Raw genomic sequence first — 25,339 nt, forward strand, 5'->3', positions numbered from 1 at the left:
ATTAGAGTAGTACTCGGAAAAGCCGTAGCCTGACTCGCGGGCGCTTTCCCGGATCAACGGAAAGATCAGCGTGCCCTTGGGGTCAGTCACCTGGGATAAATCCTGCCCCGTCGGACGTTTGGGGTGGGCAAGCATCTTCAGGTCGCCGCTGAGTGCAAACAGGTAGTTATCATCGACGCCAAAGCGCACGTCACGAATGGCTTCAAACGCCTGGGTTTTGGCTTCATCAAGCGAGAGTTCGCCCCGCTTGGCTCTTTCATCAAAATGCTCAAGGGTAGAAATGGCAATGTCTACGGCGGTAACCATGCGCTGCTCACGCTCGTGATAGAGCAGCGTTCGGCTTTGTAGGGCATTCACCGTAATCATGATGGCGAGTATCAGCCATAAAACGGCTACGCCAATCAGCCGTTGGCGGCGCAGAGGAAGCGCTGCCAGGCCGCGTCGGGCGGCGGACGTTGAATGCTCGGTAGTAGCGCCTGGTTGGGCAAAGGTAACAGGGGGCTGGGCGATCATGGTGCTCACTATGGCTTTTTCTCGTTTATAAAATACGTGTTCCCTTGAGTGCCGTGCTATTAATAGCGAAAGGGCACGCGGATAATACTAAAGTATTAGCCTGCGTGTCGTGCGCGACAAAACGCCGCGAATGCTAATTAAAGTGGACGGATTGTTAGCGGTTTAACGAGATAGCCACAGGCGCCATGTTACGCTGGCTTGAAAAAATGACCGAATGCCCCGATATCGTTGCTTCGCACGTATTTTTTGTGCCCCTATTTTTTTGCTGACAGGACATCTTTATGGCCGAACCGGCATTGTCTATCCGTGGCCTTACCAAGGTGTACGGCAACGGCTTTCACGCGTTAAAAGGAATTGATCTCGACGTCCAGCAGGGCGATTTTTTTGCCTTGTTGGGTCCCAACGGTGCAGGTAAATCCACCACCCTGGGTGTGGTGTGTTCATTGGTGCAGAAGTCAGAAGGCAAGGTGTCGATTTTTGGTATCGACATCGACAAGGACTTCGCCAAGGCCAAGTACCAGCTGGGCGTGGTTCCTCAGGAATTCAACTTCAACCAGTTCGAGAAGGTGCTTGATATCGTGCTGGCGCAAGCAGGCTATTACGGCATGACGCGCCGTGAAGCGCTGCCGCGTGCCGAGCAACTGCTGCGCGACCTGGGCCTGTGGGACAAGCGCAATGGCAACGCTCGCATGCTTTCTGGGGGTATGAAGCGCCGCTTGATGATTGCCCGGGCGCTGATGCATCGGCCCAAGCTACTGATTCTGGATGAGCCCACTGCGGGCGTGGATATTGAACTGCGCCGCAGCATGTGGGAATACATGCGCCGCATTAATCAGGATGAAGGCACCACGATCATTCTGACCACCCACTATCTGGAAGAGGCCGAAAGCCTGTGCCGTAATATCGCCATCATCAATCACGGTGAAATTGTCCGTAACACCAGCGTGCGCGAGCTATTGGCCGAGCTGAATACCGAAACCTTCCTGCTGGATCTCGCCGAGCCTGTCACGGCGCCGCCGGTGATCGAAGGGTTTGAGATCAAGCAGATCGAACCGACGCAACTCTCGTTGGTGATTCATCGCGGGCAGCAGTTAAACGATGTGTTCAGTGTATTAAGCGAGCAGGGCATGCAGGTGGTTTCCATGCGCAACAGCGCTAACCGGTTGGAAGAGATGTTTGTGTCAATGGTAGAGGCGGGCAATACAGCCATCGATCAGCGCGCCGAACCCAACAAGGAGACGCAAGCATGAATGCAACACAAACGCTCGTCGCGCTGTGGACGCTCGTACTTAAAGAGATCAAACGTTTTACGCGTATTTGGCCGCAAACGCTGCTGCCGCCTTCGATCACCATGGCGATGTACTTCATCATCTTTGGTAACCTGATCGGTTCGCGTATAGGGGATATGGATGGCTTCTCCTACATGGACTTTATCGTCCCCGGCCTGATCATGATGTCGGTCATCACCAACAGCTACTCGAACGTGGCTTCCAGCTTCTTCTCGAACAAGTTTCAGCGTTCGGTAGAAGAGTTAATGGTATCGCCCATGCCCAACTGGGTGATTCTATCCGGGTTTATCCTCGGCGGCATGGCGCGCGGCTTGGGCGTGGGCCTGATCGTTACTATTGTGTCGCTATTCTTCACGCGCTTAACCATCGAGCACCCGCTTTTAACCATCCTGGTGGTGGTGCTAACCTCGGCGCTGTTCTCCATCGGCGGCTTTATCAACGCCCTGCTGGCCAACAAGTTTGATGATATCTCCATTGTGCCGACCTTTATTTTAACGCCGCTGACCTACCTGGGTGGAGTGTTTTACTCCATTTCCATGCTGCCCAATTTCTGGCAGGGCGTGTCGATGCTCAACCCGATTCTGTATATGGTGAACGTCTTCCGCTATGGGTTTTTGGGCGTGTCGGACATTCCCGTTGGTTGGGCGCTGGCGGCTATTTTGGGGTTTATCGTAGTACTGTTTTTTGCGGCACTGGCCATGCTGGAGCGTGGCAAAGGCATTCGTAGTTAACCGCACGACCGTTTTTATCAAGAGAGCGTTACCCTATGGCACACCGCCCCGATACCTTAGAGCACGCGCCCTTGGGGCGCGAATCCGCCTATCCCGAGCTGTATGATGCCGGGCTGCTGTTCCCCATTCCACGCGCCGCCAACCGCGCCCCGCTGGGGATTGAAGAGGGCAAGCTGCCCTTTGTGGGTGAAGATGAGTGGCACGCGTTTGAGGTTTCCTGGCTGAATGCCCGTGGCAAACCCATCGTGGCCGTGGCCCGCTTTCGGCTGCCTGCTGAATCGCCCAGCCTGATCGAATCCAAATCCTGGAAGCTCTACCTCAACAGCTTTAACCAAACCCGTATGGAAAGCCGCGAGGAAGTGATTGAAACGTTGCAGCGTGACCTAAGCGCGGTAGCCGGTGCTCCGGTCAGCGTGGAGCTGCTCGGTGTAGAAGACGCTGAGCTTGCCCCACAGCCGCTACCCGGCGACTGCCTGGACGACATGGATATCGAAGTAAGTGATTACACGCCCAGCGCCGCCCATTTGGCGGTAAGCGATGAGGTTGTAGAAGAGACACTGCACTCGCATTTGCTTAAATCCAACTGCCCGGTGACCGGCCAGCCCGACTGGGGCAGCGTGATGATTCGCTACAAAGGCCCGAAGCTGGATCGCGAAGGGCTACTGCGCTACCTGATCGGCTATCGTCAGCATCAGGATTTTCATGAGCACTGTGTCGAGCACATCTTCACCGACCTGATGCAGCACGCCCAACCTGCCGAGCTTCTGGTGCTGGCGCGCTACGTGCGCCGCGGCGGGTTGGATATCAGCCCCTGGCGCGCCACGCCGGGCCTTGCGCCGCCAAGCCCGCTGCGTCTGGCAAGACAGTAAGCGACTGCGCTACAGTAGTGTCTAACTGATTGATAGGATGAAACCAAATGGATGGACTCACGCTACTTCACAGCCGTAGCTCAATGGGCAAGCTGGTTGAGCCTGCGCCCACTGCCGAGCAGATGGATGCGATTTACCAGGCGGCCCTGCGCGCCCCGGACCACAAAGAGCTGCGCCCCTGGCGGTTTATTGAGTTCACTGGGGAAGGGCGTACGCGCCTGGGTGAGCTGTTTGCCGAAGCAGAGTTCCAGGAAGACCCCAGTGCTGACGACGACACGCTAAATTCAGCGCGCAAAAAACCGCTGCGCGCGCCGATGATTATCGCCGTGATCGCCAAGGTAACGCCGGACCTGCCCAAAGTGCCCAAAATGGAGCAGGTAATTTCCGCAGGCTGCGCCGCCCATGGCATTTTGCTGGCCGCCCACGCGCAAGGGCTAGGCGCCATGTGGCGTAGCGGCAAGTACGCTTTTGACCCCGTGGTGCGCAAAGGGCTCTCTCTGGAAGAAGATGACGAAGTCGTCGCGTTTATCTACCTGGGACACCTGGGCGGGCGCCATAAGCCTTTGCCTGCGCATAACGTGGCCGACTTCGTAGAGCGCTGGGCGTAAGGAGACCAACCGCCATGCGCAAACCCGGTGTGCCTCACCCACGCTTGCCGCTGCCCGAGGGCCAGGAAGACCTGGCCGCCTTTCAAAAGTGGTTAAGCGATGCAATCCCTATGGTTGGCGCCCTGGGGATTGAAGAGATGTCGCTGCACAATCAATCGCTCACTTGGCGGCTCGCCCTGGCGCCCAACCTGAATGACAAAGGCACCGGCTTTGGTGGCGCGCTAAGTGCGCAAACCACACTGCAAGGCTGGTGCTGGGTAACGCTATGGCTACGCAAGCAGGGCATGGCGCGCGATGTAGTGGTTGCTGAAGCCACGCAGCGCTTTCTGGCCCCGGTAACGGGAGATTACCGCCTGGTATGCACGCCAGCAGAGCCTGACGGTGTTGAGAAGCTCACCAAGAAGCTAGCCGAGCGCGGCAAAGGCCGCATTGCGCTTACCCAACAGCTTTACTGTGGCGATGCGCTCTGCCTGGAAGCCCACGGCAACTATGCGGTGTTATCGAGCAGCGATACCTGATGGCAAGCCACTGATTCTGAAAAAGGCTTGCTATTTGGCCGCTTAAACCATAGTATATGCGCCGTTCTGTCGCGAAAGGCACAGCCTAAGTGATTGAACCAAAATGTGGAGGGGTGTCCGAGTGGTCGAAGGAGCACGCCTGGAAAGTGTGTAAGTCGAAAGGCTTCGAGGGTTCGAATCCCTCCCCCTCCGCCACAGAATATTAAAGGGGAATCAAGCATTTAGCTTGATTCCCCTTTCTCGTTTTTGGCCCTTGGGAACGGTTTTGGGAACAATTCTGGGAATGGCTAGAGGTCCAGGTGCTTCTCGATGAGCGCGGGGATGTCTGGGCCGTCGCTTCGTATCCACTTGCCGTAACGTTGCTGAATCATCGTGATGGTGGCGTGGCCAACGTGGTTGGCGATCCAGTGGAGCGGGACTACACCCAAGGTCAGTAGCTGGCTGATGAAAGTGTGTCGGCACTGGTTGGGGCCACGGTAACGCACGCCGGCGCGCTTCAAGTGCGTCTTCCAGAAGCGTTCGCGAATCGCGTTCTCGTAAAAAGGCTCGTTGTTGCGCGAGTTCAGAAACACCAGGCGCAGCTTTTCCTTTCGTACCGTGCGGTTGTCCCGATCGACGATTTCATAGACCCGTGGCTTCAGCTTGCCGGTGATGGCGTACTGATCTCGCAGTGCCTCCCGTGCCGGCTTGAGCAGGTGATGCACGCGAGTCGATCGCTTGGTCTTGGTTACCTTGAAACGGCTCCGCACCACAGCACGCCGGTAGCGGATAATCCCCTTATCCACATCCAGTATGTCTTCCCACGCCAGCGCCTGAACTTCAGAGATCCGCGGTCCATCGTAGAGCGCGAACTTGATCAGGTTGAGCTCCTGCACGCGATTGGTGGGCGTCTCGAGGATCTGCTGGATCTCGCTTCGCGTGAACGGATCGGGGTCTTCATCGTCGGGCAAGCGAATGGTGATGCCATGAGTAGGGTCGAAGGCTTTCTTGTTGCGCGTGGCGTAGAGCCGGAAAGTTTGCCGCATGATGCTGACGATCTCCTTGATCGTCTTGTTGGCCAGCCGGGCCGAGAGCTCCGTTTGAATCCACGCCTGCAGCTCGATGTGATCAATCGTGTCGGCTTGCTTGTCTCCCCATTTCGGCCGGACATGGGTCTCGGCTTTCGACAGAATGCCGCGATAGCTTGAGTAGGCGAGCTCGTTCTTCTTGATAGCCAGCCATAGATCCAGATAGTGACCGAAGCTGTTTTCTGTAAGGCGCCCGGATTCAGGAAAGTGCCGGGCGTAGTCGAAGGTGCCAGCCTCAATCTCGTAGTTGATGACGGTCACCAAGCGCTTCGCGTGCTCGATTTTTCTCTCTGTCGCTTTGCCGGATAATGGTTCCCGGCAAAGTTCGCCTTTCCATCGAAAATAGACGCGCACCGTATTGCCGCGTACTTCGACCCCCTCGGCCATAACCTATCCCTTTTTAACTGTAAAAATAAACAGTGTATTCCAGTTTGAAAGAGTAAGGAAAGCTTGGGCTTATTATACCGTTATTATGTGAAGTCGATAAAAACGCCGCTATCAAACGGCGCGTGACTCTGTCTTGTGCTTCCACGTTAGGAAGCGTTGGCGGATGCGGTGGAACGTAGCCGCCGCGGCTGGGTTATGGTCTAGTTCGGCTCGGCTCTTAATCTGGCAAGCAGCGCAGAGCCAATCCCGGGCATCTTCGGCGTTGTGAGTGCCATCGGGTAGGGCATTTTCCTCAATGCCAAACTTGGCGCGCCGGCGGCGGTCCAGGTAGAGCTGAAACATGGCATCCTGGCAGAGCATCGCGGCTTGCCGGGCAAGCTGGCCGCCCTTGATCTGTTCAGCGCACATGCCGCCCCCTTCGCTCGCGAAGGCTTTGGCAGTCCACGCACGTCGTCGCCCAAGGCAATGCATCGCGGCGGGGCTTGGGGATCTCATTACCGCAGTCTTCACACTCCGGGTCATGGTTTGGAATGCGCAGGGAAAGGCGACTGCTGAGCGCGGCCTCCATGCGTCGTTCCATCAGTTCGGCGGCGATGTCGGCGTTATCGGCCATGGTTATTGCTCCTCTTGCTTTTCGATGGCAGCAAAGCGCTGCATTAGCTGGTGGCCATGCGGCAGGTATTCGTGCAGCTCGCGATCGCTAACGGCTGACCACTCGATCACAGCCAGGGCGGCGCGGCGTAGGTCGTCATCCAGTGCCCGCAGGCTGGTGAGCTTCAGTGGCCAAGCGGCACTGTTATAAACGGCCAGCAGCACGTGGCGGCAGTACTGCGGTTGGTGGCTATCGCCCAGACCAACGTGGGCCAGGCGTTTCAACGCAGGCAGGCCGCTAGTGGCCACCTGAGTGCGGTAATCATCGGCGTTGGCTTCGGCAGCAATCATGGCCTCCAGCGCTTGGCGGTTACGTTCGCGTAGGCGTTGGGTCACCAGTGGCATTGCATTGTTAGTAGTCATCACAGGCTCCTTCATGCTTGAAACACCCAGCACTTCACGCTGCCGCCGTGTAAGCGGACGCGGGAGTTCACGGTGCGGTTGGAATCGATAAACTTGCGGGTCTTGCTGCTTTTCAGATAACGCTTCAGCTCGCGCACCTCCGGGGTGCGCAGCTTGTATTCGGCGCAGGTGCGCTCGAAGTCCTTCAGGTTGATCGCGATCAGGTCGCTGCCCTTGCCGTAGTGGTTCAGCAAGGGGTCATCGCGTAGGCCCTCGATGTAGTCGAAGGCTTCCCAGAATTCGGCGACCATGGGGTGGTCGGCATTGATGGATTGTTGCCGTTCACGGGCCATGCTCACTATGTGGCCAAGGGCAGAATCCAGCGTTTGCTCATCAAACAGGCCCAGCCCTTCCGGCCCCAGGCATTCCACCAGTGCCATCAACTGGCCGTGGCACTTGGCAATACGCAGCACTTTAATATCCGGGTCATCAGCAAGTTGGTCGGCATAGTGCCGGGCGCGCTGAGTGATCAACGCCATCAATGCGGCTTCACGCTGGGCAACCTGCAGGCTGAACTGGCTAACCTGCTCGATCTCTGTGCGCTCCAGTGCCTCGGCCAGTACCTTGGTCTCCTTGTTCTGGCCTTCCCGGGTAAAGTGCAGATGGCAGATACGCGTCTGAATCGCCTCACCGGCCTGTACCGGCGCGTTCTGGCTGATAACGATGCTGCCGCGAAAGGGCGGCTCGTAAGTGTCGTTACCGCTGTTCTTTACGCCCCGGGCGCGGATCGAACGGCCGTTAAACGCCGTTTTCAGCTCGTCCCAATCAAACTGCTTCTGCTTGGCGCCACCTTCCTGCTCGCGGTCGGATTCGATCAACACCACCGGCAGGTTGCTCACCTGGGCGAAGTTGCGCGAGCGTGCCGGCATGGTCGCCTTGCTGGGGTCGAAGCCTTCATAGTCGCGCCGGCCGCACAGCTTCCACAGGAACTCGATCAGCGTGGATTTACCCGCGCCGGCTTCGCCCACAATCTCCAAAAATGGAAAGCTGCCCATTTCAGCGCGGATCTGTTCGGCCAGCAGGCTGCCCAGCCAGTAACCCAGTGCCACCACGCCCTTGGTTCCAAAGGCGCCCAGTAGCTGCTTCGTCCACTCGGTGCTGAATGCCTTGCGGTCCGCATTGATCGAAAGTGACACCGATTGACTAAGGGTCTTTAACTGGCGGCGGGGGCCAAGCTCAAAAAAATCCTCGCTGTTGATCGGCACCACCTTGCCACCGGCCACGGCCAGGTCGCCGAACACATAGGCGCCGTGCTCTTTGCTGTAGCCGATAAAATCGATGGTCTCGACGGTTTTGATGTTGCCGATCTGATCCTGCAGCAGGTTATCCAGCTGTTGGCTGGTACCTGTCCACACCGCGCCCGGGGCTACGCCCAATAGGCGCTTTTTATACTCGGAGGCCGAGGCCAACTGGCCACCACTGAATGTGTTCTTGATCGGCGGGCGACCGTCCGGAAACTCCACGCGGTAGTAGTACCAACTTTCATCCGTGACCGTGTTGGCCTGGTAGTAAAGCGCCGTGGGGTAGCAGGTGCAGATGCGCTTTACGCTGCCGGACTGCTCTAAAGCCGCATCGCGCAAGGCCGGGTCAATCTGCCGCTGGTCTTCACCATCCAGCCCATCGGCGCGCAAGGCGCGGTCAAACGCGTCCATGTCCAACTTCCACCACCACAGCTGGCGTTTGAACTCGAACCAGAACTCACGCTGCTCGCGGCGCTTGTAGATCAGCAGCGCCTTGGCCATGGCCGTGGGGGCCAGCAGCAGGTCACCGTAGTAACGGTAGGTTTCCTGGTATTTCTCGGTAAGCTCGCCTCGCTGGTGGGCATCGTTCCAGTCGTGGCCACCGCTGGGAATCTGCGCGGCATGGCACTCCCAGCCCGCCGCCCGGGCGCGCTTAACGTGTTTGTGGGTAGCGTTATGGCCAGCGCGGTTGTTATCCAGCGCCCACACGAGTACAGGGCGGCAGGTGCCCGCTTTATGTGCTGCATCGGAAAGGGCGTTTAGCGCCTCATCCGGGTAGTTGCCGCAGCTCATGGCGGAAACCGCCGCAATGCCATGATGGTAAAGGGCGATGGCATCGAAGATGCCCTCGACGATCCAAACTTCCTCAGCCGCTACCAGGTCGCCTAGGGTGAGTGCCGGCGGGCACCACCACTGGCCCTTATAGCGCCCTACAAAGTTGGCCTTCTGCTTACCAAAGCGTTCCGGGTTATCCAGCAGGCGCTCCCAATAAGCGCCGCCGGGCAGCGGAAAGCGAACGGTGGCGGTGCCACCGATCTCCGGCTTCCAGTAGCTTTCTTGTGTGTACCAGCCCTGAATGCGGGAAAGCTCAAAGCCCCGGCCATCGCGCAGGTAGCCATCCGCCACTGGCGTGGTGGACGTGGGCTTGCCGTTACCCTTGGGGCTGTAGCGTTCGCTCCAGGAGCGGAACAGGTCTGGAAACAGCGCCTTAACATGAAGTTGCGCGCCGCAGTTGTTCTCCCGCGCGCACTTCAGCATCCACGGCGCTTCGGCGTTGATGTACGCCTCACGCTTACCGCACTCCGGGCAGCGCACCCGTTGCAGGTAGGGGCCGCGCTCAATCGCCTCAAAATCGCTGATTAAGCGCGCAACAATGTCCTGGCGCAGCGATAAATTCACGCTCGCCTCCTTGATGTCACAGTAAGTAGCGGTGCCGTTTAGGCGTTCACGATGACCTTTGCGCCTGCTTGATTGCTTGGCTAAGCAACGAGGGCGCAAACGGCAGGTCGACCGTTGGGTTGGGGATGTCGCTGGGCGTCAGCGTGTTACACAGCTCGAACCGAGCCTTACCCCGAAAGCCACAGTCGTCGTTGCGGCATTCCACGATCGCCTCCCTGTACACCGGTGTTAGCCCCTGGCTTTTGCGAATGCGCAGGTTCTGGTTGCAGTGCGGGCAAGGAATGCGGTGTTTGCTAGTCGTCATCAGTTCTTTCTCTCAATGGGGTAAAGAGCGCGGCCGCGGCCGGTGAGTCCTTGGGTGCCTTTGCGTAACCGCCGACGAAGTAGCCACTCGGCGGCGTCATCCAGGCATTGAAAATCCTGCTGTTCGCATACCTGCTGCAGCACGGCCTCCAACTGGTCATCCAGCGGAAGGCGTAGATCGCTGCGGGCGGGTTGGTCAGCCATACTTCAGTGCTCCTTGAGGTCCTCAAAAGGGCCTGCGTTTACGACGCCTGCTGGGGCATAGTGCTAACAGAGAGATCAGCAACGCCCAGCGTCTCCAGTGCTTCTTTCAGCACCAGTTGACGCAGCAGCGACGCCCGCTCGATGCCGGTGTAGTCCACCAGTGCATCAATCAGTTGGGCCTCGTACTGATCCAAATTGAGAGCGGCGTAACGGGTGCGCACACGTTTGGGGTCCTGGTACATGGCAAACATCCTTATGCAAGGCAGGTCATTCGGCGTTCAGAGTGTCTTGGTCGTACTCAGCGATGCCGCGAAGCAGCAACATGCGGCCGGCGGCCGACATCGAACGCATTTCCAGCTCCTGAATACGCTTCAGCGCTTCCCGTTCGCTTTCGGTGAGGTGAATCATGACGGGGCAGTTACACCCTTTTGGGGCATAAATTGGCTTTGGGGTAATGGTGTTAGCGGTGGCCATGAGTTAGGCTTCCTTAATAGAGTGAAAGACTTTGAACGAGACCTTGAGCAAAGCGCGTTAGCGCTCGTAAAGGCGCACCAGCTTGCGCTGCAGGAAGTGTTCATCCATGTAGGTGCGCAGTTCGCAAAGGGCGTCTTCTACTTCATCGCTAGAGGCGTTATGGGCCAGCATCGTGGCAGCGAGTTGGCCCACGGCCTCGGCGGTGGTGCGTTCTTCCAGCGCTTCAAGATCCGCCAGCGGGTTAGGCGTATTGGTGCCGCGCTTCAGCGCGATTTCGATGTTGCGGCGGGTGTGTTCAGAGCAGCGGTCGAGCTCGACCTCAATGCCGCGAAACAGTGTGGTTTGAGTGGTCGGCATAAGAATGGTGGCAATGATGGTGACCATGGCAGTGGTTTCCTTTGGTTGTAGAAATTGGGTTAACGAGTGCTGGAGCGACGACGGCACGCCTGGATTTCAGCCATGCAGCCAGTCGCCCATTCGAGGGGATTAACGATTTGTTGGATGTGAACGCGGTAATTGGAGAAGTAAGCGGGCGCGTGATTGAGCTGCTTAAAATTGCGGAGCAGTTGAAGGCACTCAGCCCAGCTTTCTCTAGTAAGCAGCGGAAGCTTCTTGCTGAGCGTCTTGAGGCAGAGCTCAATGCTTTGAAAGTCAGCGTGGGTGAAGCGGAGTTGAGCGCTCTTAAGCAGGAGAAGGCGCAGATAGAGCTTAACGATGAAATAAAGCGCCTTAAGCAATGGCACGAAGAGAAGGCTGGCTACGAGGAATACATAACCCCCGCGGGTGGCGCCACGTACCGACGTAAGCACCACGGCAGCGAGCGTGGTAGCGGACATCACCTTTGCGCAACCTGCTTCGAGAACGATAAAAAATCGGTATTGCAGCGAATCCCGGGTGACGGTGTCGTTCAGTTTAAGTGTCATCAGTGCGGTACCCCCGTGATGATGGAAACGCTCAGGGGCTTTATGGATATCCAGAGCCCTGAGTGGGAGCGGTGAAATAAAAGCAGGTGTGGCCATGGCAGTGGCTCCCTTTGCTATGTGTAGTGAAGTGAAAGACATTAATAGAATGGTTCATAAAAATGAACCTGTCAACGGAGATGGTTCATAAAAATGAACATCGGAGAGCGCCTTAAGGAAGAACGCGAACGAATCGGGTTAAGCCAAACGGCTTTGGCTCAGATTGGTGGTGTCGGAAAAACGACCCAGATCAAGTACGAAAAAGGCTCAAGCAGCCCTGATTCTGCTTATCTGTCGGCAGTGTCTGAGGAAGGCGTTGATATCTTTTATGTTCTGAAAGGGCAGCGCTTAGGCACACCTGATGCCCAGGCGCTTGGGCTGCCCGTAATCGAGCCTGGCCCAGACCTTGTGCCAGTAAAAATGTACGACATCGAAGCCGCAGCTGGGTCGGGCCGCAGCTTTGAAGGCGAACCAATCCAGACCATTTTGCAATTCCCTAAGAGCGAGTTGGCCGAGCAAGGCCTGGATGCCGCGCAGATCGTAGGTGTCAAGGTGCGCGGTGATTCCATGCTGGGCACCCTGGACGATGGGGATTGGGTGCTGGTCAACCGTGGCAATCGTGACCCAAAGCAGGAAGGGGTATTTTTACTGTTGGTGAGTGGTGAAAGGCGAATCAAGCGGGTGCAGCGTTTGGCAGGGGGCGCGCTGTATTTGATTAGTGACAATGAGCTGTACCAGCCCGAAATGATCAAGCCGCAGGATATGGGGGATGTGGAGATTCTTGGGCGGTGTGAGATTCGGATTGGGCGGGTGGTTTAACTGTAAAACCATTAAGACATAAAGGCAGCTTTGAGACTGCCAAAAAAAGTAAAACAAAGGGGCAGGGGATGGATGATATCTCTATTTTAGTGGGTCTGATTGCCAGTATTGCGACTTGGTTCTGGCTAGCTCGCTGTATGAAAATTAATGGTAGGCCATGGTGGCTAAGACATTTAACAGGGGCTTCACTTTTCATATTCCCCACGATTGGCCTCTCAATGTTTTTTGCAGGCGTTTTGGGTGTAACCGATGATGATGGCGTTCCCCTTGGGTGGAGTGGGGCGGTTATGGGGCTAGTCGTATCCTTGCCTATGCTGATTCCACTATGGATATCGTGGCGTAAAAGCAAACGACATAGCGTTAGCCATAAAACCGCTGACAACAATCCCAAACCAGCTACGGCGGCGCCTCAGACGAAGCCAAAAACTGAGCCAGCTGAAACGCTAGAGCAAACATTAGAAAGTAATCGCCAATCGGTTCGTGCTGCGATTCAACAGCGTAGCGGTAAGCGCCCCTCTTCTTATTTAGCGCCACGTCCGGTTTCTACTACGGGCAACCTGCGTTTTATCTATGAGGATTCTCAGGGAAATATCTCTACGCGTGAAGTTTCTAACTGGCGTGAAAAGGGAATTTACCTGGAAGGCTATTGCCATCAAGCGCACGATGTCCGCACCTTCCGGCGTGATCGAATTGTGGAGTTCCTGGAAGGCGAAGATCTGCTTTATACCACAGAAAGACGAGCGTCTCAGCGTAGTGATGCCCCCGATTCGGTACGTGATGGCGATCCTGAAATCACCTTTTCAGGTTTCGACGCTAAAACTCGTGACGAGCTTGAGAAAACCGCGAAGGCGCACGGGTTTATCGTGCGCAAATCCGTGACGAAGAACCTGGATTATTTTGTGGCAGGCCCCCGGCGTAGCGGCTCTAAACTGGAGGAGGCCGAAGATAAACCCGGATGCAGCGTGACCGATAAAGAAGGATTTCTGTGGCTGGTAACCACAGGTGAAGTGAAAGTTCAGTAGTGCATTTAACCTACGTGGGGCTATTGGTGATGGAGACATTAGGCAGTTAGCAGCGATCTAGCCTTTTAAGGTCTGGCGCCACGCAGTTGGAGCGTGTGAGAGTTTGCGGGCGGCTCAAGCAGATGCAGCGGTTGGTGGGGCATGCTGTACTTGACCAATGATAACGAGCTGTACCAGCCCGAAATGAGCAAGCTGCAGGATATGGGGGATGTGGAGATTCTGGGGCGGTGTGAGATTCGGATTGGGCGGGTGTGTGGCTGTAGGCAGCTAAGGGGTTTTCAGGTTTAATTTACCCATATGTTTAAGTCATGCTGTTTAGTGGGAAGTATAAAGCTATGTGACATAGGAGGAATTAATGCAAGATGATTTTTTTAAGCCTAGCAGAACTCAGCTAGGGGAAGAGGCTGAAAAGCAGATTAAAGAAAAGCATAAAGAAACCGATTACGATATTCGTGAATATCCAGTCGAAATTATTGTTTCTAAATTTTTAGAGAAGCTTGACAATGATCGCGCTGAGTTGTTTGTGCCTGATTATCAGCGAGAGATGGTTTGGAGTGAAACGCGCCAATCCAGATTTATTGAATCCTTAATGCTTAATCTTCCAATCCCTTACTTATACGTTGCAGATGTTGACGAGGGTGAGGATATCGGGCGAATGGAAATTGTCGATGGCTCTCAACGTATAAGGACATTGGTTAGGTTTTTAACAGGAGAGTTAGAGCTATCAGGGCTGGAAAAGTTAGATAAGCTTAATGGCTTAACTTTTTTGGATCTTCCCACCCCTCGTCGTCTGCGTTTCAATAGAAAGACTATGCGCATGATTGAGCTAATAGAAGTAGATGAAGATGCTCGCAGGCAACTGTTTGATCGCTTGAATACGGGTGGTGAAAAGCTCTGGACAATGGAGCAGCGGTTTGGCTCTAGAGATGGTTCATTTACGAGGTTTGTGAAAAGACTATCATCGGACCCTTTGTTCAGAGAGCTTTGCCCAATTAGCGAGGCGCGTGCGAAGCGCCGTGAATATGAAGAACTCGTGTTAAGGTTTTTTGCTTACTATGATGGCTATAAAACCTTTAAGAAAAGTGTTGATGAATTTCTTAATGAATATCTCAGTGATCAGAATAGTAAAGTATTTGATGAGCAATTGTATGAGTTTAAGTTTAATAGCGTGATGGCCTTTGTGAGAGATAATTTTGAGCATGGCTTTAAAAAGAACTCTAAAAATATGTCTGTTCCTAGAATTAGGTTTGAGGCCATATCAATTGGTATTGCTCTAGCGCTAGATGTTGATCCGAGTTTAGAGGTTGAGGATATAAGTTGGCTAGATTCCAAAGAGTTTATTCATCTGACTAGGTCTGATGCTAGTAATTCGTTACCAAAAGTAATTGATCGTATTCATTTTGTTAGAGATAAGTTACTTGGTAATGAGGTTGAATATGCTGACAGATAATGAAAAAAAATATTTTATCGATGAAGCTTATTTGTCTTTTAGGGATAGGTGCGTTGAAGTTAAGCAATATATGAGTTTTGTGTCATTAATTGGGGATAATGGTTACGACCACTTGGCAGCAGTTAATGGAGGAGTGGCTCTTGGTGGTATATTAAAACCATTGATTAAAATTGATCGTGATTTAGAGAAGACGCTTCGTTCAAGTGGTTTGTTGCTGCTTTATAATCTTGTAGAAGCTACTATGTCTAACGCTATTGACGCCATCCATAAGGTTATTAAAGAAGAGGGTGTGTCTTACTACGGCTTGAGCGATAATTTGCAGAAAATTACTGCTAATCATTTTAAACGAGCGGTTAATGGCGACATTAATAATGTTTTCGATGAAAGCGATCATCCTATCAGTATGGCTATGGTCTATATTGGCTATGATAAGGAAGGTCTTTTTTCAGGAAATATTGATTGTAGGGAAATTAAGAAAGCGGCAAAAAAGTATGGATTTCACAGCCCAAGGCCTGACAGTGAGAACAGAGTTATCTCTCAAGTTTTGTATAATATTAAAGATAAAAGAAATGCTTTGGCGCATGGAAGGAACTCCTTTTTAGAGTGTGGGCAGGATATAGCACCAGATGCACTGCCATTAATGGCTCATCATACAATAGTTTACTTGAGAGCTATTTTATGGTCTGTTTCATACTATATACGTACAGGTGGCTATAAAAAGCTTTAACTACATTTTAAGATGCTTGGGGTGCCCCTTGTATGTGTTCTGAAAAGCTTTCTCCAATGATCTCTCCAAGCCTTACTGGTACTGCGTTGCCAATCATACGCCCTATTTTTTTAAATAATATTGGTTGTTCAGGGGGAGTGAAAAAATAGTCTTTCGGGAAAGATTGCAGCATTGCGGCTTCACGTAAACTCAATGCCCTATCTTGCTCTGGGTGGCCAAATCGACCATTACCAAAGCCATAACAAAGTGTAGTCATAGTGGGACTAGGCTCTTCCCAGCGCATGCGGCCGTATACGCTGGGGTAGCTCACTCCGCTTTTTTTGGTATGACACTTTGCTACTAACTCTTTAGGCCAATCTTTCCAACTGCCGCCAGGCACTGAATGCTGAATGCGCTTCATATTCAATTCTGACAGCGTGGCAGCTCTATGTAGGGGGTCGTTTGGGTTTAAGGCGCCTGCTGCTATTGGCTCTAATTCGCCAATGGCCTCTTTTACAGTGACAGGGGTAGAGTGAGTAGTTGGTATTAGTTTAATCGGCCCCATTTTGGAGGCTAGCAGTACATGCCGACGGCGATTTTGAGGTAAGCCGTACTCAATGCACTTTACAGTATCCGCCCAGACGTAATATCCCTCGTCTTTTAGAGATTCTACGAAGTCGTGATAAATCTGGTGCTTGGTGACCGAGGGGACATTTTCCATGGTGACCAACTCGGGTTGAGCTTCTCTAATCAGTCGCGCGAAAGCACCCAGTAAGGGCCATTTCTTGTCCTTGGTGGTGTCTTTGCCTTGATTATAGGTAGAGAACGGTTGGCAGGGCGCACAGCCTGCTAGTAAACGTAGAGCGTTCGGGTCTTGGTACCAGCCGTTGATATCGTCACCCGTTATCTCACCAACGTCTTGCCTTATGAATTGGGCATGATTGTTATGCTCATAAGCAAACCGGCAGCTTTCTTCGATATCGTACCCAGCGCGCACAGCAATACCCGTCTGGCGTAAGCCAGCCGTGAGGCCTCCCGCACCACAGAACAAGTCCACTGCTTCAATCATCCAACACTCCTCCTAGCGTGTCGCCATTCTATATGTTTTTTTGCCCGACATCGAGCAGCAATTTTGAGGTTGTATAGAACTGTTGTCAGGCGTGACATTAGTCTTAGCTTTCCTGGCCGCCCCCTTATCCGTATACGCCACCATCAACTCATCCCAATTCGTCGTATAGCGCGAGCTTCGGCTCGCGCAGCGTAGGTGCCAGGGGGCGTTCTTTTCCTGTTCCTTTTCCCATTTTTTCGTTTAGCGCATCCATGGTGGCCATCAGCTGCTGGCTGCGCTGGCGTTCTTCTTCCGTTTGCGGGGTATCCATCAAGCTGAGCTGTTGGCGGTGCTGGTCGAGTCGATAAAACCAATCATAATTTGCCTTACCTATTGTATAAGACTGTCGCTTTATACAGTATTGGGCTCTGGGAGCGCGACAGGCAAACACTAATATACGTCGCGTAATATCAAAAACATCAGGGCAAGGGCATGCGCGTAAACTACTTGGGGCCAGCGGTGGTGGGGGTTAAACACCCAGCGGTAGCGGAATTTGATCAACGGCGATTTTCACCCAGTTATTTTTTAGTCGAGGTGAGCGAAGAGGCGACACCGGGTGGGCCGTGGATGGAGGGAGATGTGCTGGTGGTGGATGAAGCGCGCTCGTTTGGCCATGCGGATCTGGTGGTGGCCGAGGTGGAAGGGGAGTACCGGCTGTTTAAATCGCATCGGGTGGGCAGCCGCTGCCGGTTGCTGCCGCCAAATGGCGGTGAGGGGTGCTTTGTTAATACGGAGCAGTTCAAAGGGGTGGTGGTGAAGCAGGCGAGGTGTTGGGCTTTGTAAGCAATCTCTTACAAACGTGACGGTAATATCTTACATCGCGAAGCTGCATTGTCTGTTAGGTTGAAGGTGCGCTTGGATGCGCGAGCCGGATGGAGCCAGCTTTGCTGTAAGGATACGGATACCAAAAACCCTCGGCCAGTGGATGGCCGGGGGTTATATATGAGGGGTAACAAGCTATTAGGTCAGGCGGAAAACTGACTTGTGAGCAGGTTTCTGTGCTTCTTCAGCATTCAAATTGGTGGTCACCTCACCCTGACGTTTTGCGGCAAGGTAGCATTTACGTGCAGCCTGAATGGTTGCTGCTTTGCGCTGCTGAGTGGTGTGGTCATTGACGTATAAATGTATAGCATGTTCCTCGCTGAGAGGTATAAGGCGTTAGACCGTTGGCAACGAAATATGCTCCGTAGTTGCGGTAAAGCCTTCTGTAATACAGCCCCCGCCTAGACCTGTGCGCTTGGAAGAGTGGTGCCATCAATAAACGCTCGGCTACCAAAATAATGCCCATGCCGCCTCCTGAAATCGGGGCAAGTATTATGGCATGGAGATAGCTCGCTTATCCTTTAACCTCACATCTAATCTGCGTACCAAACCCACCATCATTCAGGCTATGAGTAACCTCACTTACCACCCAAGCCGTGGCATCAACCTGCGGCTTGTAGCCATTCACGCTTAACGGAGACTCCGGCAATATATCCGCTCGCCCTCGTGCCAGCGTTAGCTCAAATTCAGCCAGCCCACGTTGAATGCGCTGCCATTCAGCGCGGGCGGCGGCCAAGGCGTCGCCTTCTGTGGCGTAAGTGGGGCGCAGCTGCTTGGCATTATCATCCGTGCCAGCCAGCACGGTTTTACGCTCTGCGCCGCGCGTATCGTTCCAGTAGGCTTTCACGCCGCTGTAAGCGTCGCGATCTGTCACGCTATAGCGGTGCTGGTCGCCGTCGCGGCGGGTGAGGGTAATAGCGGGCATGGCTTGGCCGCTGGCCGTGAGGGCTTCGCCTGCCGTGGTAAACAGCATGCGCCCGGCTTTGATAGCGGCAATGGCATCGTGCCGTTCGCCCAAACGGGTGAGAAAATTCAAGTCGGACTCTTCGGTTTGGTCGATATGACCAATGCGGATGCCGTTCAGCACGGCAGCCACCACCGGCTCCAGATCGTTGCGGCCAGCAATGGTGGTGACGATCTCACCTAAGGTCAGGTCGTGCCAGCTTTGGGTTCGCTTGCCGGGTAGTTGGCCGCGCATATCCGCTGAGCGGGCGCGGATGGTGAGCTGGTCCGGCGTGCCGGTGTGTTGCACTTCATCTACCGTAAAGCTTCCCTTATCCACCAGCCCTTCATCCTGCCAGCCAAACGCCAGCTGCAGCTCGGCACCACGCGGGGGAATGGCAAGCTGGCCATCGTGGTCGGCCAGCACAATATCCAACTGGTCCGCTTCCAGCCCGCGCTGCTCGCGTAGCGTGAGGCTAATCAAGCGGCCGTTAATGCGCGGCGTAATGTCAGTGCCCGCTAGGGTGATGCGGTAGCTGGGCTTGGGGTGGCGTTGGTTCATACATATCCCCCGGCTAGGCGCGCCACGCTGGGCAGGGCTAGGCGGCCGATTAGGTCGGTACGTTCGTCATCCACGTGCTCGAGCGTGAGATTAAATTCGATCTTCTCAGCCGCCCCATCGCGGAAAAAGTGGCTGCTGGTTTCTTCTACGCGGGTTATCACCCACAGGCCGTACTGGCGGCCGGTGCCTTCCACTAGCGGCCAGGCGTTGCCCTGGTCGGCCATATCGCGGATCTCATCCAGGCTGAAGCGTCCGCCGGTGAAGGTGGGCAGCAGGGTGCCTGAAAGGGTGATCGTATCTTCGCCGGGGCCTACAAACTGGTAGGCGGGGCGTTCTCCCACACGGGATTGGCTAGCGTGGCGCCACTCGGTGATGCGCTTCAGTTCCTGATAAGGCACGCTACGGGTTTCAAACACAAACATGCCAAGGGCCATCAACATGGTGGGCGTCTCCTGAGTGAATGGGGTTAGTCGAGGTCGCGCATTGATGAACGTTGTCGCGCCTGGGCATCGCGCTGGGCGTTGGTAATGGCTCGCTGCACTTCTTGCGCTACGTATTGGGCAAGCTGCTGTTCGTTCATGCCCGGGGCGGGCGTTACGTTGATATTGATATCGCCCATAGTGAAGCCGCTGCCTGCTTGGGCAGTGGGCGCGTTCAGCGGCGGCCGGGTGTCGAACTGAATGGGCGCGTGCTGCTCGATGCTGGGCATGGCCGCTGCGGGTAGGGCGGCGGTGCCCAGTGCCAGCCCGGCACCGGCGCGGGTTATGCGGCGGGCTATTTCTTGCACACGTCGGGCGGGCTCATCGCGTTGGGCGTCCAGCCCGGCGTTCAGGCCGTCTACCGTGTAGCCGCCAAGCTGGGTAAACACGCGGGAAGGGCTGTTAATATCCAGTACATCAGCAAACCAGCCGCGCACGTTGCCAGCCAGGCCTGTCACATGGTCACGCAGCTCGCCCAGCTTTCCGGTTAGCCCGCCTATCAGGCCATTCACCATGGCACTCCCCAGCGAGCTAAACTGCTCGGGGATCTGTACGCCCAACGCAGAAAGCGCATTGGTAATGCCCTGATACAACAAGCCCAGCGGCGACCAGTTCATCAGCAGCTGCGCCACCGCGCCAATGCCCTCGCCAAAGGCGGCCTGCACTTGCTGCCATAAGCCTTGGAAAAATGCCTTGATAGGCTCCCAGTAGCGGTAGATCAGGTAGGCCGCCGCCGCAATGGCGGCGATGGCAATGCCAATCGGGTTGGCGAGCAGGAACATGGATACCGTACGGAACACGCCGCCCAGCCATAGAAACGCCTTACCCGCCATCAAGATCTGCGGGCCTACCAACGCCATGCCGTAGCGCACCATGGCAATGGGGCCAAGAATGGAGGCGAGCATTAGCGTTAGGGCGCCGCCTGCTGTCACCAGCACGGCCAGGATGGCGACCACCTTGGCGATGGTACCGGCTAGGCGCGGGTTGTCGTTGATCCACTGGCCCACGCCCCGGGTAATGGCCGTGACGTTCTGAATCAGCTGGCGTAGCGGGCCTTTGTTGGTCTCGGTGATCGAGATGCCCACTTCGTCCCACGCGCTACTGAGTGATTTCAGGTCGCCGCCAATGTTATCGGCCATGGTTTTGGCCATGCGGGCGTTTTCGCCCATGTTATCGCCCAGAGCATTTATAATGTCATTCAACTGGCCACCGCCGATGGCGTTGACCAGTTCCGCCATGCCGCTGCCAGCCTCGACGCCGAAGATGTCCTGCATGATCGCTTTACGTTCGACGTTGCCCAGGTCCGCCGTGGCTTGGCTGATGTCGCGCAGAATGTCGGGCATGGCGCGCATGTTGCCGTTGGCGTCGGCCACTTGCAGGCCGATGTTCTCGATAGCGGTGGCGCCCTTGGCGGCGGGGTTAGTGAGCCGGTTCATCATCGCCCGCATCGTGGTGCCCGCCTGGCTGCCTTGGATGCCAATGTTGCCCAGGATGCCGGACATCGCGGCGGCCTGTTCCATGGTCAACTTTAAGTCTTCAGCGCCCCCCAGGTACTTCATGGTTTCGCCGAGCATTTCCAGATTCACGTTGGCTCGGCTGGCGGTGCCAGAGAGGATGTCCGCGACGCGGCCCATGGCACCGTCGGCTTCCATATCCACTTTGAAAGCGCCGGCGATGTTAGAGGAAATATCCGCAGCGCGGCTTAGTTCAGTGTTATTGGCGAGCGCTAGATCCAGCACGTCACGCATTGAGGCGCGGATCGCTTCGCTGCTCATGCCTGCACGCAGCAAAAACTCCTGGCCACCGCCTACTTCGGCGGCGCTAAAGGCGGTAGAGCCGCCCAGTTCCCGGGATTGTTGGCGTAGTGCCTGGTAGCGCTCGTCGTCTGCTGTAAAGCGGCCAACCGCCTGCAGCGTACTCATCTGCTCGCCCCAGGCAACGCCGGGTGCCAACAGCCGTGCCCCGCCATACAGCGCTGCGCCGCCGCTGGCCACCATGCCCGCACCGGTACCAGCCATACTGCTGCGCATGCTCATGGCGCGGTCGTACTGTCCTCGGGCACGGGCAGCGTTACGCTGCTGTTCGGCCAGACGTTTTAGGCGGCGCTGCTGTTCTTCCACCGCGTGGGTGGCTTGACGCATATCGGTGTTGAGGCGGCGCTGGTCACGGGCAAGGTCAGCAGTGCTCAGCCCATTGTTCTGCAGAACGGTACGCAATCGCTGCAGCTTTTGGCGTTCATCATCTGAGCGTTGGCTGAGCGTACGCGCCTGGGCGATTGCCTTTTGACGTTCTGCCCTCAGCGAGGCGGTGTCACCTTCGTGGGTGCGCATCTGTTGGGAGAGGCGGCGAATACGCTCTTGCTGCTCGCGTAGTGCGTTGGTGGTGTCAGTAGACTGGCGTGTCAGCGTGCGGAAGGAGTTGACGTTCTTTTGCGTTGCTTGCAGCTGCTTTAAGCGCTCGCGGTTTTCCCGCATGGCTTGAGACGCGCCTTGGGAGGCGCGGTCAATAGCCCGTAGCGGGCGGGTGGCTCTATCCACCGCATTGAGTACAACCTGAAGCTTTAAATCCCGCGCCACGCTAGCCTCTGCTTTCCGGTGGTGTGCTGCGCTTGCGCGCCCGTTCGCGCCACGCCATTAATTCCCGCAGGCTGAACGTGGCGCACTCTTCCGGCGACCAGTGGAAGACGATAGCGAGATCCGCCATCGCGTCTTCCACACAGCCGGGCAGGTTTATTCGGTCACGCCCCTGGCCCGCTTCGTCAGCAAAAAACCAGCGATTTCACCGCCGCATTGCACAAGATCCGCTGGGTCCATCTGACGCACTTCGGCAGCGGTAAGCGAAGGGGAAGAAAGGCGCGGGATCAGGGTGATCAACGCGTCGGTCTGCATCTGCAGTACATCGGCCAGCGAGACGCCGCGCAGCTCGCCAGACTTGGGCTTGCGCAGGGTGATGCTGTCAATGGTCTGCTCGCCGCGCTTGAGGGGGGCGTCCAGCTCAATGGGCTCGGTGACGTTTGGGTTCCTGGTCTCGGTTTTGGCTTGGTCCATGCTGTTTCTCCGGTGCGGTTTGATGTTTGGCGTTAGTAACCAGGTGGGGTGGGATTAAATACCTAGCCGACGGCGGCGGGCTGCTAGGCGGTCTTCGCCGTTCACCTTGAATACGCCGTTCACTAAATCGATCTCGATTTTCTCGGTGCCATCGATGGTGAGCTTGTAGTAGCTGAGCGTACTGGTGACTTGGTGCTCGGTGTTCTCGCCTGCCTGGGCATCGCCCATATCGATCTCGGTATGGCGGCCGCGCATGACCACCTCGACGGCAGAGGCTTCATCGATATCGTCGCGTTCATAGCTGCCGGTCATACGCAGCATGTCGGCATCGATGCGGGAAGAGCCGAAGTTATCGAAGATGGATTCCACTAGCCCGCCGACCGTCCACTGGCAGGTCAGCAGGCCGTCCTGACCCATATCGATACCCACAGCGCCGTCCATACCGCCACCGCGCCACTCTTCTATCTTGCGGGTGAGGGTGGGTAAGGTGACGGACTGGACAATGCCCTGCCAGCTGTCGCCGTTGCTGAACAGGTTGAGGTCTTTAAGCTTTTTAGGGAGTGCCATAACGTGCCCTTACGCGATGGCCGCAACGCGCTCGGCGAAGTCGGCAAGGTAGGAGTCGGTAATGCGCTGCTGAAAGCCCAGGTCTTCAAGCGGCGGTACCGGCGTGTAGTCGTAATCGATGCGCAGCTTGCCGGCCTTGAGCGAGGTCTGGGTGTTTAGGTCCTCGTTCAGCCAGGCGCTGGCATCGACAATCAGCCCCAGGGTTTTCAGCTCGCGGAACTTGGCGTTGAGGCCTTCGATAATGTCCCGAGCAAGCGAGGCGTGCAGAGGCTTGTCTACGGCCCACAGGTGGGCTTCCGCCACGGTGTCGGCGAGGATCTGCGCGGTGCGGGTATAGTTCTCGAACGGGAATAGGCTTTTCGGCCCGGCGCAGGTGCGCGAGCCCCAGAAGCGGTAGCCGCTCTGGTTAACCAGGGTGGTGACATCGGCGGCGTTCAGCAGCCCCGCATCGGTGTCTGGGCTTTGCAGATCCCAGAACACGTCTTTGCTGATGCCGGTAACGCCATTGACCACTACGTTACTCAGGGTTTTGTGCCAGCCCACGGTTTGGTCGAGCTTGGCGCGCAGGCCGAGTGCGATGGCCACAGGGCTGATATCGACCGTATCAGCGTCGTCGGTATCAAACGCCTGCCACTGGGGCCAAATGACCATCAGCTCGCGGGCGCCGAACTGGTCACGGTAGGCCGTTACATCGGTAAGGGTGTCGCACCCGTGGGCGTACACATAACCAAAGGCGCGCAGCCGCTGCAGCACCGACACCATGGCGGTGGCCACTGGCTGGGTATCCAGATACGGCACGCCAATGATTCGCGGCGTCACGCCCAGTTTTTGCTTGGCGGTAAGTAGCGCTTGCAGCCCAGTGCGCTGGCCTAGTTCGGTAGTGGTGCCCACCACGTTGGCGGTGGTTTCGTCGGCATCGATGCCTTCTTCTACTCGCACCACCACAATAATCGGCTTCGTCTGCTGGCTAATGGCGGTGAGGGTGTCTTTCAGCGTGCCCTGAATACCGGCGTTGCCAATGGCGGTATCCACATTGGTCACTAGGGCTGGCTGGTTAAGGGGGAAGGTGTTGGCATCCGCATCGGCAGCGGTGCAAACCACGCCAATCACCGCCGTGGAGACGGTGCGGATGGTACGCGTACCGTCGCTCACTTCAGCAACGCGCACGCCGTGGTGGTATTGATCAAGTGCCATGGTGGCTCCTGCGCAGGTATCGATAGTTAACGCAGGTATCGTGCGGGGGCTTGGGGGAGGGTGGTAGCGGTAGTGGGTGTGAGTGGGGCGGTTTACACCAATAGCGTATATGTTAGGTTGTATGCGGCGAGACGGCATCAGCGGCCGTAAGCTTTTACTACCGTTTAACAAAGTCGTTAAAGGATACAACCATGTTGAAAAGCACTAGTAAGTTCGAAGTCGTTGAATTGATTTATAAAAAAGAGCATTCATCCGGAGGCTTTGCCATCGCAACCGGGTATTGGGAGGGAGATCGTGAGCGTCTCGCGACCGCCTGTCGTTGGTATGAGGACGAGGGGATCGGGTATCCCCAGACCTTTGGAAAACCTCAGTGGATGCTTCTGCCGGCAGAGTTGTTTAGTGTCGATGATTTACTCAAGCTTCCTGAACATCGTATCGCTGAGTTACGGTTTGCCTGACAGCTAGGTCAACCTTGATAATACGAAGCCCGCCAAACATTGGCGGGCTTTTTGCGTTTGACCAGGCTTACTGCTCGGGCCGATACTGGCTTAGCTGCTCAATGGCGTGCTGCGCCGCCTCCTCGGCCGCTTCGATGGTTTCTGCCCGGCTGACTGCCGCTTTTCCGCCCAAGCGGGTGCTTCGGATAGCACCGAGCGCTTGCTCCCATTGCTCAGCAGTCGTCACGATGGACTGCGCTGCCGTCGCAGCGTCGACGTCGAACATCGCCATGTGATCTTCTACGCTGGGCGGCACCGCGTTTGCATCTTTACCGTTTTCGAGCCAGGCGGTCGCTTCCTGCTTGGCCAGTAGGTACTCCTGATCGATGTAGCTACCCGGAGATACGAACGCGGCGCGGGCGTTGCCAGCCGCAGTGTCAATTTTTTTGCTTAACTCGGTACTGAGCGCCGCTAGCAAAACAGATGCAGGGATTCCTGAATCCAGAAGCTCATCGGCCTCCCAGTTGTTATAAATTTTCCCTGCATAGATGATTTTGTTAATACGCATCT

Annotated in this window: 33 protein-coding genes, 1 tRNA gene and 1 pseudogene; 12 read left to right on the top strand and 23 right to left on the bottom strand. The window is 55.7% G+C overall.

Features of this window, described 5'->3' with window-relative positions:
• Positions 1 to 513: cache domain-containing protein (locus ACT3TY_RS15215; RefSeq protein WP_444628802.1), on the bottom strand; the 513-nt coding region annotated here is incomplete at its 3' end.
• A gap of 281 nt (positions 514 to 794) precedes the next feature.
• On the opposite strand from ACT3TY_RS15215, the gene ACT3TY_RS15220 reads away from it, so the two are divergent.
• The 6 genes from ACT3TY_RS15220 (at position 795) to ACT3TY_RS15245 (ending at position 4,723) form a co-directional block, all read left to right on the top strand.
• A complete protein-coding gene (locus ACT3TY_RS15220; RefSeq protein WP_193054851.1) occupies positions 795 to 1,763 on the top strand; it encodes an ABC transporter ATP-binding protein in 969 nt (322 codons plus the stop codon).
• Positions 1,760 to 2,533, top strand: a complete 774-nt coding sequence (locus tag ACT3TY_RS15225; protein ID WP_172117164.1) for an ABC transporter permease — start codon at positions 1,760 to 1,762, stop codon at positions 2,531 to 2,533. Before ACT3TY_RS15220 ends, ACT3TY_RS15225 begins: the two co-directional genes overlap by 4 nt.
• 35 nt (positions 2,534 to 2,568) lie before the next feature.
• On the top strand, positions 2,569 to 3,402 hold the full coding sequence (gene queF / locus ACT3TY_RS15230) for an NADPH-dependent 7-cyano-7-deazaguanine reductase QueF (protein WP_444628803.1): 834 nt from the start codon (positions 2,569 to 2,571) through the stop codon (positions 3,400 to 3,402).
• 47 nt (positions 3,403 to 3,449) lie between these two features.
• Positions 3,450 to 4,010, top strand: coding sequence for a nitroreductase family protein (locus ACT3TY_RS15235; protein ID WP_193054853.1), 561 nt, complete (start codon positions 3,450 to 3,452; stop codon positions 4,008 to 4,010).
• A gap of 14 nt (positions 4,011 to 4,024) precedes the next feature.
• Positions 4,025 to 4,528, top strand: a complete 504-nt coding sequence (locus tag ACT3TY_RS15240; RefSeq protein WP_441680085.1) for a YiiD C-terminal domain-containing protein — start codon at positions 4,025 to 4,027, stop codon at positions 4,526 to 4,528.
• A gap of 107 nt (positions 4,529 to 4,635) precedes the next feature.
• A tRNA-Ser gene (locus tag ACT3TY_RS15245) sits at positions 4,636 to 4,723 on the top strand.
• A gap of 92 nt (positions 4,724 to 4,815) precedes the next feature.
• Here ACT3TY_RS15245 and ACT3TY_RS15250 read toward each other — a convergent pair.
• The 11 genes from ACT3TY_RS15250 to ACT3TY_RS15300 all read right to left on the bottom strand — a co-directional run bounded on the left by ACT3TY_RS15250 (position 4,816) and on the right by ACT3TY_RS15300 (position 11,674).
• Positions 4,816 to 5,982, bottom strand: a complete 1,167-nt coding sequence (locus tag ACT3TY_RS15250; RefSeq protein WP_444628804.1) for a tyrosine-type recombinase/integrase — start codon at positions 5,980 to 5,982, stop codon at positions 4,816 to 4,818.
• Between the two features lie 111 nt (positions 5,983 to 6,093).
• Complete coding sequence (locus ACT3TY_RS15255; protein ID WP_444628805.1) at positions 6,094 to 6,390, bottom strand: hypothetical protein; 297 nt, start codon at positions 6,388 to 6,390, stop codon at positions 6,094 to 6,096.
• Positions 6,380 to 6,595, bottom strand: coding sequence for a TraR/DksA family transcriptional regulator (locus ACT3TY_RS15260; protein WP_444628806.1), 216 nt, complete (start codon positions 6,593 to 6,595; stop codon positions 6,380 to 6,382). The genes ACT3TY_RS15255 and ACT3TY_RS15260 overlap by 11 nt, the downstream gene beginning before the upstream one ends.
• Before the next feature lie 2 nt (positions 6,596 to 6,597).
• Complete coding sequence (locus tag ACT3TY_RS15265; RefSeq protein WP_444628807.1) at positions 6,598 to 6,996, bottom strand: DUF7673 family protein; 399 nt, start codon at positions 6,994 to 6,996, stop codon at positions 6,598 to 6,600.
• A gap of 11 nt (positions 6,997 to 7,007) precedes the next feature.
• Positions 7,008 to 9,674: a toprim domain-containing protein gene (locus tag ACT3TY_RS15270; protein ID WP_444628808.1), complete on the bottom strand. Its 2,667-nt coding sequence runs from the start codon at positions 9,672 to 9,674 to the stop codon at positions 7,008 to 7,010.
• 46 nt (positions 9,675 to 9,720) lie between these two features.
• The gene (locus tag ACT3TY_RS15275) at positions 9,721 to 9,978 is read right to left on the bottom strand and encodes an ogr/Delta-like zinc finger family protein (protein WP_441680146.1); all 258 of its coding nucleotides are present in this window, start codon (positions 9,976 to 9,978) and stop codon (positions 9,721 to 9,723) included.
• The gene (locus tag ACT3TY_RS15280) at positions 9,978 to 10,181 is read right to left on the bottom strand and encodes a hypothetical protein (protein ID WP_444628809.1); all 204 of its coding nucleotides are present in this window, start codon (positions 10,179 to 10,181) and stop codon (positions 9,978 to 9,980) included. Before ACT3TY_RS15280 ends, ACT3TY_RS15275 begins: the two co-directional genes overlap by 1 nt.
• Before the next feature lie 38 nt (positions 10,182 to 10,219).
• The gene (locus ACT3TY_RS15285) at positions 10,220 to 10,423 is read right to left on the bottom strand and encodes a hypothetical protein (protein WP_159176371.1); all 204 of its coding nucleotides are present in this window, start codon (positions 10,421 to 10,423) and stop codon (positions 10,220 to 10,222) included.
• Positions 10,424 to 10,448: 25 nt separating this feature from the next.
• Positions 10,449 to 10,655, bottom strand: coding sequence for a hypothetical protein (locus ACT3TY_RS15290; protein WP_192528469.1), 207 nt, complete (start codon positions 10,653 to 10,655; stop codon positions 10,449 to 10,451).
• A 57-nt stretch (positions 10,656 to 10,712) separates the two neighbouring features.
• A complete protein-coding gene (locus ACT3TY_RS15295) occupies positions 10,713 to 11,039 on the bottom strand; it encodes a hypothetical protein (protein WP_192528470.1) in 327 nt (108 codons plus the stop codon).
• A gap of 32 nt (positions 11,040 to 11,071) precedes the next feature.
• Positions 11,072 to 11,674 (bottom strand): hypothetical protein, encoded by a 603-nt coding sequence (locus ACT3TY_RS15300; protein WP_444628810.1) that lies wholly within the window; start codon positions 11,672 to 11,674, stop codon positions 11,072 to 11,074.
• Between the two features lie 93 nt (positions 11,675 to 11,767).
• Between ACT3TY_RS15300 and ACT3TY_RS15305 the strand changes: the two genes are divergently transcribed.
• From ACT3TY_RS15305 to ACT3TY_RS15320, 4 genes are all read left to right on the top strand, one after another.
• Positions 11,768 to 12,433, top strand: a complete 666-nt coding sequence (locus tag ACT3TY_RS15305) for an XRE family transcriptional regulator (protein WP_444628811.1) — start codon at positions 11,768 to 11,770, stop codon at positions 12,431 to 12,433.
• 68 nt (positions 12,434 to 12,501) lie between these two features.
• Complete coding sequence (locus ACT3TY_RS15310; RefSeq protein WP_444628812.1) at positions 12,502 to 13,455, top strand: BRCT domain-containing protein; 954 nt, start codon at positions 12,502 to 12,504, stop codon at positions 13,453 to 13,455.
• A 355-nt stretch (positions 13,456 to 13,810) separates the two neighbouring features.
• Positions 13,811 to 14,905 carry a DUF262 domain-containing protein gene (locus tag ACT3TY_RS15315; RefSeq protein WP_444628813.1) on the top strand — a complete coding sequence of 365 codons (1,095 nt, stop codon included), beginning with the start codon at positions 13,811 to 13,813 and terminating at the stop codon, positions 14,903 to 14,905.
• Positions 14,892 to 15,632 carry an MAE_28990/MAE_18760 family HEPN-like nuclease gene (locus ACT3TY_RS15320; RefSeq protein ID WP_444628814.1) on the top strand — a complete coding sequence of 247 codons (741 nt, stop codon included), beginning with the start codon at positions 14,892 to 14,894 and terminating at the stop codon, positions 15,630 to 15,632. The genes ACT3TY_RS15315 and ACT3TY_RS15320 overlap by 14 nt, the downstream gene beginning before the upstream one ends.
• A 7-nt stretch (positions 15,633 to 15,639) precedes the next feature.
• On the opposite strand, the gene ACT3TY_RS15325 is transcribed toward ACT3TY_RS15320, so the two are convergent.
• The 3 genes and pseudogenes from ACT3TY_RS15325 to ACT3TY_RS15335 all read right to left on the bottom strand — a co-directional run bounded on the left by ACT3TY_RS15325 (position 15,640) and on the right by ACT3TY_RS15335 (position 16,990).
• Positions 15,640 to 16,680: a DNA cytosine methyltransferase gene (locus ACT3TY_RS15325; RefSeq protein WP_444628815.1), complete on the bottom strand. Its 1,041-nt coding sequence runs from the start codon at positions 16,678 to 16,680 to the stop codon at positions 15,640 to 15,642.
• 12 nt (positions 16,681 to 16,692) lie between these two features.
• Positions 16,693 to 16,860, bottom strand: a pseudogene (locus tag ACT3TY_RS15330) (hypothetical protein); the annotation flags it as partial.
• On the bottom strand, positions 16,829 to 16,990 hold the full coding sequence (locus ACT3TY_RS15335; protein WP_444628816.1) for a hypothetical protein: 162 nt from the start codon (positions 16,988 to 16,990) through the stop codon (positions 16,829 to 16,831). The pseudogene ACT3TY_RS15330 and the gene ACT3TY_RS15335, both read right to left, overlap by 32 nt.
• 161 nt (positions 16,991 to 17,151) lie before the next feature.
• Here ACT3TY_RS15335 and ACT3TY_RS15340 point away from each other — a divergent pair, with 161 nt between their 5' ends.
• The gene (locus tag ACT3TY_RS15340) at positions 17,152 to 17,502 is read left to right on the top strand and encodes a hypothetical protein (RefSeq protein WP_444628817.1); all 351 of its coding nucleotides are present in this window, start codon (positions 17,152 to 17,154) and stop codon (positions 17,500 to 17,502) included.
• A gap of 553 nt (positions 17,503 to 18,055) precedes the next feature.
• Here the strand turns inward: ACT3TY_RS15340 and ACT3TY_RS15345 are convergent.
• From ACT3TY_RS15345 to ACT3TY_RS15375, 7 genes are read right to left on the bottom strand one after another with little or no spacing between them, the layout of a single operon-like run.
• Positions 18,056 to 19,045 carry a phage late control D family protein gene (locus tag ACT3TY_RS15345; RefSeq protein WP_444628818.1) on the bottom strand — a complete coding sequence of 330 codons (990 nt, stop codon included), beginning with the start codon at positions 19,043 to 19,045 and terminating at the stop codon, positions 18,056 to 18,058.
• Positions 19,042 to 19,485: a phage tail protein gene (locus tag ACT3TY_RS15350; protein WP_444628819.1), complete on the bottom strand. Its 444-nt coding sequence runs from the start codon at positions 19,483 to 19,485 to the stop codon at positions 19,042 to 19,044. Before ACT3TY_RS15350 ends, ACT3TY_RS15345 begins: the two co-directional genes overlap by 4 nt.
• A gap of 26 nt (positions 19,486 to 19,511) precedes the next feature.
• Positions 19,512 to 22,100 carry a phage tail tape measure protein gene (locus ACT3TY_RS15355; protein WP_444628820.1) on the bottom strand — a complete coding sequence of 863 codons (2,589 nt, stop codon included), beginning with the start codon at positions 22,098 to 22,100 and terminating at the stop codon, positions 19,512 to 19,514.
• A gap of 1 nt (position 22,101) precedes the next feature.
• Complete coding sequence (locus ACT3TY_RS15360; protein WP_192528669.1) at positions 22,102 to 22,227, bottom strand: GpE family phage tail protein; 126 nt, start codon at positions 22,225 to 22,227, stop codon at positions 22,102 to 22,104.
• Positions 22,228 to 22,253: 26 nt separating this feature from the next.
• Positions 22,254 to 22,571, bottom strand: coding sequence for a phage tail assembly protein (locus ACT3TY_RS15365; protein ID WP_444628821.1), 318 nt, complete (start codon positions 22,569 to 22,571; stop codon positions 22,254 to 22,256).
• A gap of 54 nt (positions 22,572 to 22,625) precedes the next feature.
• Entirely contained in the window at positions 22,626 to 23,138 is a 513-nt protein-coding gene (locus ACT3TY_RS15370) for a phage major tail tube protein (RefSeq protein ID WP_444628822.1), read from the bottom strand.
• 9 nt (positions 23,139 to 23,147) lie between these two features.
• On the bottom strand, positions 23,148 to 24,332 hold the full coding sequence (locus ACT3TY_RS15375) for a phage tail sheath protein (RefSeq protein ID WP_444628823.1): 1,185 nt from the start codon (positions 24,330 to 24,332) through the stop codon (positions 23,148 to 23,150).
• Positions 24,333 to 24,523: 191 nt separating this feature from the next.
• Here ACT3TY_RS15375 and ACT3TY_RS15380 point away from each other — a divergent pair, with 191 nt between their 5' ends.
• Complete coding sequence (locus tag ACT3TY_RS15380; protein WP_444628824.1) at positions 24,524 to 24,790, top strand: hypothetical protein; 267 nt, start codon at positions 24,524 to 24,526, stop codon at positions 24,788 to 24,790.
• 67 nt (positions 24,791 to 24,857) lie between these two features.
• Here the strand turns inward: ACT3TY_RS15380 and ACT3TY_RS15385 are convergent, their stop codons facing one another.
• The gene (locus tag ACT3TY_RS15385) at positions 24,858 to 25,337 is read right to left on the bottom strand and encodes a hypothetical protein (protein ID WP_444628825.1); all 480 of its coding nucleotides are present in this window, start codon (positions 25,335 to 25,337) and stop codon (positions 24,858 to 24,860) included.
• Positions 25,338 to 25,339: the final 2 nt, after the last annotated feature.

Source organism: Halomonas sp. AOP22-C1-8 (assembly GCF_052378905.1).
Classification (GTDB): Bacteria; Pseudomonadota; Gammaproteobacteria; order Pseudomonadales; family Halomonadaceae; genus Vreelandella; species Vreelandella citrativorans.